The sequence below is a fragment of the Novosphingobium sp. NDB2Meth1 genome (assembly GCF_900117425.1).
GTDB lineage: Bacteria > Pseudomonadota > Alphaproteobacteria > Sphingomonadales > Sphingomonadaceae > Novosphingobium.
In genome coordinates this window covers 238,625-250,783 of record NZ_FPEH01000032.1, presented here as the reverse complement: position 1 = coordinate 250,783, position 12,159 = coordinate 238,625, and the positions used below count along the sequence as shown (strand labels likewise).

11 protein-coding genes are annotated in these 12,159 nt (G+C 61.9%); 7 read left to right on the top strand and 4 right to left on the bottom strand.

Features of this window, described 5'->3' with window-relative positions; all coding sequences use genetic code 11:
• Positions 1-227 precede the first annotated feature (227 nt).
• From NDB2M1_RS19365 to NDB2M1_RS19355, 3 genes are all read left to right on the top strand, one after another.
• Positions 228-590 carry a hypothetical protein gene (locus NDB2M1_RS19365; protein ID WP_072384695.1) on the top strand — a complete coding sequence of 121 codons (363 nt, stop codon included), beginning with the start codon at positions 228-230 and terminating at the stop codon, positions 588-590.
• 73 nt (positions 591-663) lie between these two features.
• Positions 664-978 (top strand): hypothetical protein, encoded by a 315-nt coding sequence (locus tag NDB2M1_RS19360; protein WP_072384412.1) that lies wholly within the window; start codon positions 664-666, stop codon positions 976-978.
• Positions 978-2,078, top strand: a complete 1,101-nt coding sequence (locus tag NDB2M1_RS19355; RefSeq protein WP_072384411.1) for an ImmA/IrrE family metallo-endopeptidase — start codon at positions 978-980, stop codon at positions 2,076-2,078. Before NDB2M1_RS19360 ends, NDB2M1_RS19355 begins: the two co-directional genes overlap by 1 nt.
• A 31-nt stretch (positions 2,079-2,109) precedes the next feature.
• On the opposite strand, the gene NDB2M1_RS19350 is transcribed toward NDB2M1_RS19355, so the two are convergent.
• From NDB2M1_RS19350 to NDB2M1_RS19335, 4 genes are all read right to left on the bottom strand, one after another.
• A complete protein-coding gene (locus NDB2M1_RS19350) occupies positions 2,110-3,036 on the bottom strand; it encodes an alpha-glutamyl/putrescinyl thymine pyrophosphorylase clade 3 protein (RefSeq protein ID WP_072384410.1) in 927 nt (308 codons plus the stop codon).
• Positions 3,033-4,025 carry a thymidylate synthase gene (locus tag NDB2M1_RS19345; protein ID WP_072384409.1) on the bottom strand — a complete coding sequence of 331 codons (993 nt, stop codon included), beginning with the start codon at positions 4,023-4,025 and terminating at the stop codon, positions 3,033-3,035. Before NDB2M1_RS19345 ends, NDB2M1_RS19350 begins: the two co-directional genes overlap by 4 nt.
• A 421-nt stretch (positions 4,026-4,446) precedes the next feature.
• The gene (locus NDB2M1_RS19340; protein ID WP_072384408.1) at positions 4,447-5,244 is read right to left on the bottom strand and encodes a DUF5681 domain-containing protein; all 798 of its coding nucleotides are present in this window, start codon (positions 5,242-5,244) and stop codon (positions 4,447-4,449) included.
• Positions 5,244-6,668 carry a site-specific DNA-methyltransferase gene (locus tag NDB2M1_RS19335; RefSeq protein WP_253185991.1) on the bottom strand — a complete coding sequence of 475 codons (1,425 nt, stop codon included), beginning with the start codon at positions 6,666-6,668 and terminating at the stop codon, positions 5,244-5,246. Before NDB2M1_RS19335 ends, NDB2M1_RS19340 begins: the two co-directional genes overlap by 1 nt.
• A gap of 8 nt (positions 6,669-6,676) precedes the next feature.
• Between NDB2M1_RS19335 and NDB2M1_RS19330 the strand changes: the two genes are divergently transcribed.
• From NDB2M1_RS19330 to NDB2M1_RS19315, 4 genes are all read left to right on the top strand, one after another.
• Entirely contained in the window at positions 6,677-7,006 is a 330-nt protein-coding gene (locus NDB2M1_RS19330) for a helix-turn-helix domain-containing protein (RefSeq protein ID WP_072384407.1), read from the top strand.
• Complete coding sequence (locus NDB2M1_RS19325) at positions 7,003-7,830, top strand: ImmA/IrrE family metallo-endopeptidase (protein WP_072384406.1); 828 nt, start codon at positions 7,003-7,005, stop codon at positions 7,828-7,830. Before NDB2M1_RS19330 ends, NDB2M1_RS19325 begins: the two co-directional genes overlap by 4 nt.
• A gap of 669 nt (positions 7,831-8,499) precedes the next feature.
• Positions 8,500-10,107 (top strand): winged helix-turn-helix domain-containing protein, encoded by a 1,608-nt coding sequence (locus tag NDB2M1_RS19320; RefSeq protein WP_171955453.1) that lies wholly within the window; start codon positions 8,500-8,502, stop codon positions 10,105-10,107.
• Positions 10,108-10,572: 465 nt separating this feature from the next.
• On the top strand, positions 10,573-12,129 hold the full coding sequence (locus tag NDB2M1_RS19315; protein ID WP_072384404.1) for a helix-turn-helix domain-containing protein: 1,557 nt from the start codon (positions 10,573-10,575) through the stop codon (positions 12,127-12,129).
• Positions 12,130-12,159 lie beyond the last annotated feature (30 nt).

Here is a 12,159-nt window from a genome sequence, read left to right as displayed (position 1 = left end):
ACAGGCCGCTTATAGAGCTGGCATCTCACAAGCCGAACGAACGGATGTCTATGTTGACGCGAACCGCCTGAGGTCCATTCTCAGGCAATGTCCGCCGCCATCGCGCGACCTATTTCATCGCTGCTCGTCTTCAGGCTATTCCTGAAGTTTAGTCCTAGACACGCCGCTTACATAACCTCTTGTGCGGCTTAGCCCCTGCAAAGTATAACAAGGACATAGGGGGGCACTTGAGCATCACATCCTTCCAAGAACGGGTCGAGAGCTGGCTGAAGGCCTGCTTTCCGATCACCGTCTGGTCCAATCGCGCCGAACGGACGCATCGGTTTCTCGAGGAGGCGCTGGAGTTGGCACAGGCTAACGGGTGCTCCCGTGAGGACGCGCTGGCGCTGGTTGACTATGTCTATGGCCGGCCGGTCGGCGTTCCGGATCTCGAGGTAGGTGGCGTGATGGTAACGCTGGCGGCATTGTGCAGCGCCTCTGAGATCAATATGGACGAGGCTGGCGACGGCGAGCTAAAGCGGAACTGGGATCGCATCGAGACGATTCGAGCCAAGCAGGCTGCCAAGCCCCATGGTTCGCCACTGCCGTAGTGAACCTGGCATCGGCGATCCGGACAGTGGCCACGCTGGCACGCGGACCTTCTGGGGAAGTCTGCGAGGCGTCATGCTGAACGTCTCCTATAACACGAAAAAGCTGAAGGCAGTCTGCACGAGGATAGAGGAGGCCCAGGCTCAGCTTGGTCCCGGGCCCGCTGCAGAGCTGCATGAGCTTTTGGCGGAGGCCGAATCTTTCCTTACAGTTGACGAGTTGATCGACTTTCGAGGCGGCGATATTTTAGCAGGGGATTCCCTTTCCTTCTCATTCGGTACACACTACCGCGCAGTGTTCAATGCGGTAGGCGAGAAAATACCACGGGAGGTCGATGGTAGTGTCGCTTGGGGGCAGGTGCGGCGGATTATGCTGATCGAGATTTCGTGATGACGATTGTCGATGTTCAGCGGCAAGAGAAGGACTGGTTTTCCAGACCGGGCGACAGCGTGCTGTCGGCAATGCGTCGACGTGGCGTGTCCGCTGAGGCGCTTTCTGGGCGGCTGGCAGGCGGCATAACCCAGCTTCGTGACCTTATGAGCGGGTTCGGAGCCATCGACGACGCTACTGCGGACGCGTTATCTGGCATGCTCGGCGGATCGACGACTTTCTGGAAGACTCGGCAGGCGAAATATCGGGAAGCTTTGGCTCAGGCAGTCAATCTACTATCCGACGAGGAAGCCGATGCTTGGCTGGACCGCATCCCGGCTCCCGGTAGCAAGGGTCGGATCACGGTGAAGATGCGCTCGATCGAACTCGAGCGCCGTCTGGCCTACTTTGGCGTCAGCACCCTGAAGTCTTGGGATGCGCGCTACGGCCCCCATCAGCGCGAGGCGAGGTTCCGTCGATCGTTGGCGTTTACGCAGCACGACGGTGCGACGTCGATGTGGCTGCGTGAAGGCGAACTCAATGCTAACCTCCGACAGACGGCCACTTGGTCGAGTGATGCGCTCCGGGCCCGTCTCGGAGAAATTCGTGCGCTGTCGAGGATCAGCAAGCCTAACCGGTTCATGCCGCCGCTGGTGAAGTTGCTGGCCGACGCCGGCGTCGCGCTCGTAGTCGTAAAAGCTCCAAAGGGGTGCCGCGCCAGCGGCGCAAGCCGAATGATCGCGCCGGACAAGGCGATGATCCTAATGAGCTTCAGGCATCGGGCGGACGACCACTTCTGGTTCACGCTCTTCCACGAGATCGGCCACCTGCTTCTGCACGAGGCCTCTTCGTTCGTCGATATTGAGGGCATGGAGGGGGACGATCCCTGTGAGAAGGAGGCGAACGAATTCGCCACTGCAATAATCGTCCCGCAAAATCGCGAGGCCGAGCTGCTGAGCATCGGCCCAGACGACGCTTCTATACGCAGGTTTGCCGTCTCACTGGGGGTGGCCCCGGGGCTCATTCTCGGCCAACTGCAGCATCGCGGGATCGTGAATCCGGGCGCCCTGCGTCGTCTTCGCCGGATTTGGACTTGGGAACAGATTCAGGAAGCAATCTGAACCCTTCCGGCCGCACGCCGCGGCCGGAACCTTATCCCTTGAAGTGTTCGAAGACTGTCGGATTCTTCTGCCAATTGCAGATCGAGTCCTCCAGCACCTCCATGCCCACCTGCAGGGTAGCATCCAACTCGTCGAGCCAATGCTGGAGTGTCGATGGCGCGACATTTGCATCCTTGTTCCCGGCGAATAGGAGACGCATTCCTCCTTTGGGGCCAGTTGCTGTGTTCAGATAGGCCGAACCGGCCTCGCCCGGCGCGAAGCCGTAGCGGGACAACATAGCTGCCCAGTCGAATCTGCCCAGTCGACCGTATCCCTTGACGGGGAGCGACCGGTAGAATGCGTCAAAGATGACATGCGGATCGTTGCCGGCGTTAAGGACAATCTGGGCAAAGAGCGCCTGATGGCCACCGGCAGCGTTCACCCAGTTCACGTAGGTCACTACTGCAGGGCCCATCGCCCGCTGCTTGCCCGGCTCTAAACTCTCGTATTTGCGATGGTTGCCAAACTTGCCGCCGATCGACCGCCAATTGGCGGCCAACCATTGCTCAAAGGCGGCCGGATTGGCGCTTACGGCCGCCCAGGTCCAACGTCCCTGTCCGAGCATGCCGTAGATATCACGCAGCCGCCGCCATCCGCTTTCGCTCGGCTTGGCGAGATGAACCATCAGGAAGACGAGCCATGCAGCCTCGTCATAGGCGTTCTGCTGGAGAAGATGGACGACACCTTGCTCCGCCTCGAAGCTGTCGAGGTGTGGATTGGCGCGATCAGCACCGACCGGGCCCCGCCGCTGGATGACCTGGAAATACTCCTCCCGCCGAAGGCTCGCCACGATCTGCATGGCGAGCGTGTCGCGGGCAGCGGGATTGGCGATGCCAGGCAACGGGCGAACATTCTGGTGGTGTGCGAGTAGCTGGGTGGAGATCTGCTGCTTTCGCTGCTGACGACTGGGCCACTTCATCGGCGGTCCTCCGGCTGCATCTTTTCCTCTGCCTTGCGAACCTGTTCGGCGATGCGGTCGCGCTGATCTTCGATCGCGGAATGATAGATGTTGTCATGCATTCTTTCGGAGATTTCCCTAATGGCTTCGTCATCCTGTCCTGCGAAGCTGATCTGAACAAGCCTACCGATATCCGACCAGTACGGATCGCCGAGTTCTGCATCCGGATCAACCTGCTGTCCGGCCCTGACCTTCTGCTCGAACGCGAGTAGATCCTCGATCTTCCGAAAGGGCTGTGATCGGGGCATGACCGGCATCTCGGCGGCACGCTGGTAGCCTTCGCTTCTGTACCGTCCGGCCTTATCTCGGTCGCAGTCGTACAGGTGCATGCTGCCGACCATGTGGATGTATTCGCCGAGTTCGAGATCAAGTTCGGCCGCCACCAGTTCCTGCAGCATCGTGAAGCAAAAGACGTCGTGCGGGAGGCCGAGATAGGCGTCGTTCGAGCGCATCGTCACGGACATGTGGAGGATGCCGCCTCGCCGATGGAACTGCAAAGTGGTGGTGCAGGGGATGTCGACGCCATCTTCCGCCAGGAGGTCCTTGGCCTCGTAAAGCTGGATGACGGTACGACGACTGCCATCCTTGCGCCGCATCACTTCAATCGCCGCCTGAAGCTGGTCGAAGCCGTGCCGCGACCTGATCCGGGGGCCATAGGCCCCGTTGACGATGGGTGGCTTACCCTCCTTAACGTAGAAAGGAATGTAGGCTCCGACGAAGGCAGCCTCGTCCGATCCGGAGAGATACCACAGCAATTCGCCGAGAGCGCTGAACGGACGGCCTCGCGTCTGAGACCGACTCAGCCGAGCGCGCGGCTTGGCAATACGGAGGGTCACACCGAGGAACTCAAGAGATCCACCGTTCGTGCTGGTATTGTGCACTCCGTCCTTCAGGAGAGCATCGTATAGGTCGTTGAGAACGTCATCGAGCCCGTCGCCAAGAAACTCCAACTCCCCACTCCCCGAGTAGAAAAAAGCGGTTGCGTCAGATATCTAGTTCTCCTGCCTCGCTTCGCAACAGGCGATCAGTAAATTCTTTGGGAGTATAAAACTCTGGTGTATGCGCCAATTTGGCACCTAAATTTAACAATCCATTACCCCGACATTCGTTGTTTACGATGGTTATTTTCTGTTTGCCCGAGAGCTTTCACATATGAGCGCTACAATCAGAGGATTTGGCGACGGTAAGTGACGCCAGCGACGCCCGGCTGCTTTCTGACTTCGGAATGGCGGGTTTCGGCCCGAGCTGACGCTCAGCAGTTCTTTCAGGAACGGCCGCTAAGTCCCAAGTCGAGCGGTTGGAGGCTGGAGACTGTGCGCTGCATGCCGGATATTCCGTGGCGCCCAAATCGGCAGCTTTATGGGGCTGGCTTTAGGTACCGATCCGGTTCTTGCTCGTCCTGAACTCGGCTAAGGCCTTGCCTTCCCGCGATGCCCCCTTTGCGTACGAGCGATTATCAAGCTTCGCCTTGTACCGCGGCCCCATCGCGTCGTTGATGATATCGAAGATGCGCTGCTCGAAGTGCCACTCCTCGAGATACCGGGCCTTGCGATCAGGATCGCGGGCCCGGCGGTACTTGTCTGCATAGTAGTTGACCTCTTCTTGCGCCTCCGCGCGGCGGGCCAGCGCCTCTTCCTGGCGCTGCTTCTGTTCATGGGTTTTCGGTCCCATCACCCGAGCATCCCCAGTGTTGGGATCAAGATGGATGTCGTCAGGATGGGGGATGGGCTGAGGCTCCGGGAGGCCCGCGTTGCGGCAGCGTTCGATCTCCTCCCGCCACTTATGCTGGTACTCGAACATCGTCCCGAACAGCTCGAACCGCGACGCGTGATGCTCGGCCTCCATGCGCGCGACCATGTCGGCAAGAGTCTTCTGGACGAAGCGATTGCCCTTCATTGCGGCGACACCCATCGCCCGGAACACCGCCTGGATCGCTGGCAGTTCGATAACCTGCTCACCCTCGCGGACCATGACCGGGCGATAGGCCTCGAGCCGAAGGTACTCTTCAGCGGCTTTCATACCGAACCCGGTGTTGATTTGCTTCTTTTGGGGCTTGGCGCGCTTTGGCCTACCGGCAGGATTGCCGGACACGCCTTTGCGGAAGCGGTGCTCTTCAGGCGGCCGGCCATAACCGACCTCGTAGGGAACAAGCGGACTTCCCTCGCTCATCAGGCAGCCTCCGCACCAAGGTCCGGACCCAACCGCAAGTCGGCGAGGTCCTCAAAGGTGTCGCCCGTGACCGCCAGTGTGGCACGCTTGCCAGTGAGCTTCTCCCAGCGCTGCACGATCGTGTCGCAGTAAAGCGGATCGTACTCGATCAGGCGTGCTGCACGGCCCGTCTTCTCTGCCGCAATCAGCGTCGAGCCGGAGCCGCCAAAGCAGTCGAGCACGATCTCACCGCGGCGGGAGCAGTCGCGGATTGCATCAGCAATGAGCGCGACCGGCTTCACAGTCGGGTGCATCGCCAGCTCTTCAGACCGATTGGCCCCGATCGAGCTGATGCCTGCATAGTCCCACACATTGGTGCGGTAACGGCCCGTTTCTCCAAGACCGAAGCTGTTGGTGTGCTCGGCGGTACCCTGTTTGAACACGAATATGAGCTCATGCTTTGAGCGGTAGAATGCGCCCATGCCGCCATTGGTCTTGTTCCAGACGACGAGGTTCTTGAACTCGGTGAAGACAGAGCGTCCAGCCGAGAGCAGCTCGCCCATGTGGCGCCAGTCCATGCAGACAAAGGCAATGGCACCGTCGCGCATGACCGCAGCGGCGTTGCCAAGTGTCTCGGCGAGGAAGCTCGTGAACTGGTTCTCGTTCATCTCGCCAGAGGCGAAGGCGAACTCGCGGTGCCGCACAGACCCGAGGCCGCAGACATTGCCATCGATCTTCACGTTGTAGGGTGGGTCTGTAAACACGAGGTCGGCGCGCTCGGTGCCCATCAGCGCGGCAAAGTCGATGTCCGAGCGCGCATCACCGCAAAGCAGCTTGTGCCGGCCAAGCTGCCAGAGATCTCCAGGGCTTGAGACGGCAAGTCCGGTCGCGACAACTACCACATCCGCTTCGTCCGCTACACCGTCCGGGTCCGCTTCGCTTGCCGCATCGAGGACGATATCGATCTCGGCGAGGCTAAAGCCAGTCAGCTCCACATCGAAGTCAAAGTCGACCAATGCCTGGAGCTCGATCGCAAGGATATCGCGGTCCCAGCCTGCATTGAGCGCCAGCTTGTTGTCAGCGATCACATAGGCCCGGCGCTCAGCTTCCGAGAGGTGTGAGAGGGCGATGGTTGGCACCGCTTTCCACCCCAGCAGTTTCGCGGCGCTGACTCTGCCGTGGCCCGCGATGATCTCACCCTCGTCCGAGATCAGCACCGGGTTGTTGAACCCGAAGCGCTCGATCGAGGCCGCGATCTGGCGGATCTGCTTTTTGGAGTGGGTACGGGCGTTGCCCGCATAGGCCTTCAGCGACGAGATATGGCGTTCGACAACCTGGGGAGCGGACATGGCGACCTCTTTCTTGACGATGTCGTATACATAGATTGAACGCTTGCAAATGTCAATCCCGGGCGTATGGATGTGCATAACCCGATTGAACGGCATCGCTTCCAATGTCCTTCGCCCGCAAACTTCACGACCTCAGAATCGCCCAGAAACGCTCGCTTCAGGACGTTGCCGATGCCGTGGGCGTCTCAAAGGCGCATGTCTGGAACCTCGAGAAGGGCAGCACCGCCAACCCGTCGATGGAGCTGGTGGTCAAGCTCGCCGAGTATTTCCGGGTGCGAGTCGCAGATCTCGTTGGCGAGGGGCCTGACAGCAGTGAGGAATCTCCCGAGATGATCGCGATGTTTCGCGACCTCAAGCAGCTCGGCGAGCGGGACCGCGAGACGATCCGGCTGCTAATGGAGTCAATGAAGAAAAGCCGGGGCTCGAGCGATTGAGCCTGAGCAGGATCGATCTCGACGGTATTGGTTCACCGTTGGCACTGGCGGAGAAGATCCACGAGCTGCTTCCAGACCTCGCTCCTGATTTTGACCTCGATGCGCTGTGCGCCGCGTTCGACATCCACTCAATCAATCGTGTTGAGACATCTGCGTACGAGGCGGCAATCGTTATGGACGTGCTTAAGGCGCAAGGAGCGATCCTGCTTGCCAAGGGCCGCCGGCGTGAGCGTGAGCGGTTCTCCATTGCGCATGAGTTGGGGCACTTCCTGATCGAGACCCACCGCCCGGTACCCGGACAGCCACTCTCCTGCGCGCTGAATGATCTCAGCCACACGGATACAAAGGCAGCCGATCGGCACAAGCGCATTGAGGCCGAAGCCAATCGGTTTGCTGCGGCACTGCTGATGCCAGCAGCAAAGGTCCGCAAAGCGATGACCGCACGCGAGCCCAACCTAGACGAGATTGTCAGTCTGGCCCGCAACTTCGCTGTCAGCAAGGAAGCGATGGCGCGTGTCTATGTCACGGCCTCGCGGGCTGATATCGCCGTCCTCATCCTCCAGCACGGCCGGATCCTGCGTGTGTATCGGTCCGCAGAGTTTCCTTGGATCCAAGTGCCTATTGGGCAACCCGTCCCGAACGGTTCCATTGCCGCTGGGAGCAATCATGAACCAGGCGAGCGAACCGAGATCGAGGAATGCGAGCCAGAAACGTGGCTGTCTGCTCGCGCCTGCGCAGACGTCGAAGTCATGACCGAGCAGGTGCTCGGTCAGGCAGGCGGTTTTGCCATGGTGCTTCTGCGCGTTGAGCGAGCAGACGCTTAACACGCGTTCAATGCGGCTCCGTCTGTACGGCAGCGTTCACTGTTCAAGCGCTAGCGATTCCCAGTTATGCTGGCTGGATTTCCCTGATCTGAAGGACTGAATTCCCTGTTCCGCGCACCGCCAGTTTGCCGCGCAAATGCCGGATTTCTGCGGATTGCGAACCCCTCAGAGGGGGTGCCGGTTGCCTCAAAATTGATGATTTCCCTGATAATCCTTCGAAAACAGGGAATATCAGCGGGAGAGCTGCTCGCTACGGACTGCGTCGCGCACCAGACAAACTGACAAGCGAAACAGACTTTGCCTTCGGGCACCCCCGCGGTGCAGACCTGCGTCGTTTGTGGGCCGGGTGAACGAGCTCCGGTTGCCCGGACAGCCCGCGATGTACGGCACCGCGACCGACTTCAATCAGCATGGATGCCCATTTCCAGGACTCGCCCGAATTCATCGCGAATTTGGACGAGATTGTACGCCGTTAACTATTTCTCTTTTGGTGCAAATGATTTTCAGTGTGGCTATCCTCGCCTGAAATCAGCGCTTCGGGCCTCTATTCTGATGCATTCCAGGTCCCATTCATCTGGCGGGCGCTCGATCGATCTCGCGCAGCAGCGGCCCTTTCAGCTCGGTGGGCTGGCGGTTGAACCCTCGTTATGCCGCGTCAGGTCTGGCACCGTGCATCATCTCGAGCCGCGTGTGATGCAAGTTCTTGTGGTGCTGGCCGAACATTCGCCCCGGGTGGTCAGCCGCGATGCCCTTGTCCAGCTCTGCTGGAACGGCCGAATCGTCGGCGAGGACGCGATCAACCGCGTGGTTGGTCGCTTGCGCAAGCTGGCCTGCGCCGACGGGGTCGAGCGGTTCCAGATCGAGACGTTCAAGAAAGTCGGCTACCGGCTGCTTGGCCAGATCGATCGGCCGATCTTCTTCGCGGGAGAAATTGGCGAAGCCGCGCAGTCGGAGCCGACAGCGGAAGTGCGGGGCGCAGCCGCCACGATCCCCGGCCTCGCCGTGCTCCGCTTCCGGCAGCCCGAGCGCGGCGGCGATGAAGGGGATCTGGCCGAAGGCATGGCCGAGGAAATCATTGCCAACCTGACACGCACGCCGCTGCTGCGCACCATTTCGCCGCTTTCCTCGCTCTCCTACCGCCCCGCCGCCGGCGGTGCGCGCCAGGCCTGCGAAGACCTCGGCGTGCGCTATCTGGTGCAAGGGCAGATCCGCTGCCTTGCCGGAGAACTGCATCTGCTCCTCACCCTCGTGGCCGGGCAGAGCGACAAGACGATCTGGAGCGCGCGGTACAGGCGGCCCATCGGTGATCTGGTCGCCGTGCAGACGGAGCTTGCCGTGGAGATTGCCGGTGCGATCGGGCCGGCGATCCTGCATCACGAACAGCTCGAGGGTCGCCGTACACCGCCCGGTCGCGACTTCTGGAATCTGCTCATCCGCGCCCGGTTCCATATCTGGAAAGGCAAGGTGGATGACCTCGAACAGGCCGACGCGCTGCTCCTCCAGGCGTTGATCGAAGAGCCCGAAGACGCGGCGGCGCTCTCGCTGCTGGCGATGGCCTCGCTAGGCCAGCAGTGGTCGGGCGGGTGCCCGGATCCGGCGTGGTTCCTGCAAAAGGCCGACGGCTATGCGCGCCGCGCGCTTGCCGCAGACAACCGGTCTGCGATGGCGTTCCATGTCATGGGGATCGTGCTGGCGCAGCAGGGCGCGCATGAACAGGCACTCGCGGCGCAACTGCGGTCGCTGGAGCTGAGCCCCGGCAATGCGCAGGCCCTAGGTGAACTGGCCCGGCTCATGGCGTTTGGCGGGGGCGATACAGGGCAAGTCCTGTCACTGGCCGATTCCGCGCTCCAGCTGAGTCCGAACGACCCGCACGACTGGTTGTGGATGTGGTCGAAAGCGATCGCGCTGTTTCTGGCCGATCGTCCCGAGCAGGCGCTGGGTGCGGCGCGGGCGGCTGCGGCGCGGCGGCCGGACTATGTTTTCCTGCAAGGTATCGTTGCCGCTTGCGCCGCCAATGCCGGGGACATGGCGACCGCTCGCAGCGCCTGCGCGCGGATCAAGGCCTTGTCGCCTGATGATAGCGGCCGCGAGCAGCGGCTGGGCCACCCGTTTGTGCATGGAGACGATGCGCAGCGCTTCATGGCTGCGCTCGCACTGGCCGGGTGGGACGAGCGGGTGCAGACGAACGATCCACAGACATCGCCGCAGGCAGAGGGCCCGGGCGCCCGCACATTCTGGACGTCGTCCTTGCCGCGCTGGTGGCGGCAAGCGACCTGACCCGATCGCATGTGCCGGGCTGACCGGCAGCCCGGGACTGTCTGCGGCGCAGCTGCCTTTTCAGCGAATCAATGGGAGCAAAGTTCCAGCTTCGGTTCAGTCCGTCGGCAAAGCGCTTGCTGCGGGCCCCAATGACGCGCTCGCTGCAGCCATCCTCGCATCGTCGCTACAATGGGGATCTCGCTGTGCCCGTCAGGCCGGCCAGCAACCGATTGAGGCACCGCATTTATCGGCATATCATCGGCATTTGATCAGGCGCCGGTCATGTCGGCGGGCACCTGATGTGCCTATTGTCCGCCGCTTGGGTCCTTGCCCCAATTCGGTGATCCGCACCTTGGCCCTGTTGCCGGGGGGCGATCACCGATGCGGGCCGAGCAGGGCGCAGCTGGCAGGATCGTATATGGCACCAATCGGGACTTGGGGAGATTGCCGTACGTTGTGCGGACGCAAGGCGGGGCACGGGGCATGCGGATCGCCGGCATGATCGGCCATGACAACTCCGCCACACCGGCTGCGGCCGATCTCTTCAACCAGTTGCCCGTCGGAGCACGCTACATCGAGCAGGCGCTGGGCATGGTAGCCGACTTTCTGATGCGCGGCGAGGCGATCAGGGCCGCACGGGTGAGCCTCGACAACCCGGCTTTGGGCCGCCGTCTCTACGTGGAGCGCAGCCGAGCAGAGCGCGAATGGGCGCGCGGCGCGCCCCTGCGCCAGCGGTTGAGCTATGGTCCGGCCACGATCGGCCTCATCGAAGTCGATCTCGACCAAGGCAGCAACGATGCTTTTGCAACGCAGGATGCCATGGCGCAGCTGGCTCCGCCATTCGCGCGCTATTGCCGCCGCGCCGAAGTCGAGCGCTGGAGCATGGCTGAATATGGCGTCCCGTTGGCGTTCGTGGGCGGCAGTCCGGCACTGCTTGCGCATGAAACCGCGCTGGAACGCGCCAGCCTGAGCGACCTCCCCGTGCTGCTGACGGGCGAATTCGGGACGGAGAAGCTGCTTTCGGCATTGTCGATCCATTGCCTGAGCGAACGGGCGCGCGGCCCCCTTGTCGAGGTGAACTGTGCCGAGCCGCGAGGGGATCCGGCCGCGTGGTTTTCCGCAGCCGAGCGCGGGACGTTGTTCCTCAATGGTATTGAACGGCTCGCCCGCTGCCATCAGGAGCGATTGCCGCTCTATATGCGCTCGCACCTCGGCCAATGGCTGAAGGGGCCGGGAGCCGGCGATGTCCGGGTCATTGCCTCCACCTGCGAAGACCTCGTCGATGCAGCGGCTGACGGGCGTTTTTCACGGGCCTTGCTGGCCGAGATCGACATGCTCAATCTCGCCGTGCCGCCGCTGCGCCTGCGCCGGACCGATATCGAGCCGCTGGTCGATTGGACCTTGCGCCGCAATGGCTTCGACCCCGCGCAGAAGAAGAGTCCGGCACTCATCGCGCTGCTGCAGCAGTACGACTGGCCGGAAAACCTTGTCGAACTGGAGCGCGTGATCATGCGGCTGGTGGTCATGACCGACGGCCTGCCGATCCGGTGCAGCGATGTGCAACGCTACGCCCCGTGGATCGCTGGCTCCGGGCAGGGGGCGGGGTCCGCGAGAAGCGGATCGGAGGCGCCTGTATCGGCTCCCGGGCCGATCGAGGCGCCGGACTGGGCGCAACGGGTCTTCGCCGATGATCAGGAAGCACTGGGATCGGTCCACCCTTGCCTGCGCCGTGCGCTGGCGCATCTCGCGCGGCACTATGGAGAGCCGCTGAGCATCGGTGGTCTGGCCTCTCTCAGCCACGCCAGCGCCTCGCATCTGGGCTATCTGTTCCGCACCGAGCTGGGCATGAGCTTCAAGATGCTGCAGGCCCGACTGCGCATCCTCCATGCCCAGCGCTTGCTGGCCCACCGCGACAGGCTTCCGATTACCGAGCTGGCGCTGATGCTGGGCTTCGCCGATCTCAGCCACTTCGAGAAGACCTTCCGCAAGCAGGTCGGGATCAGCCCGTCCGCTTACCGGCGCGCGCATCAGGGCCAGTGATCCCGGCAGCGGTGTTGGGGCTGCGTGGTT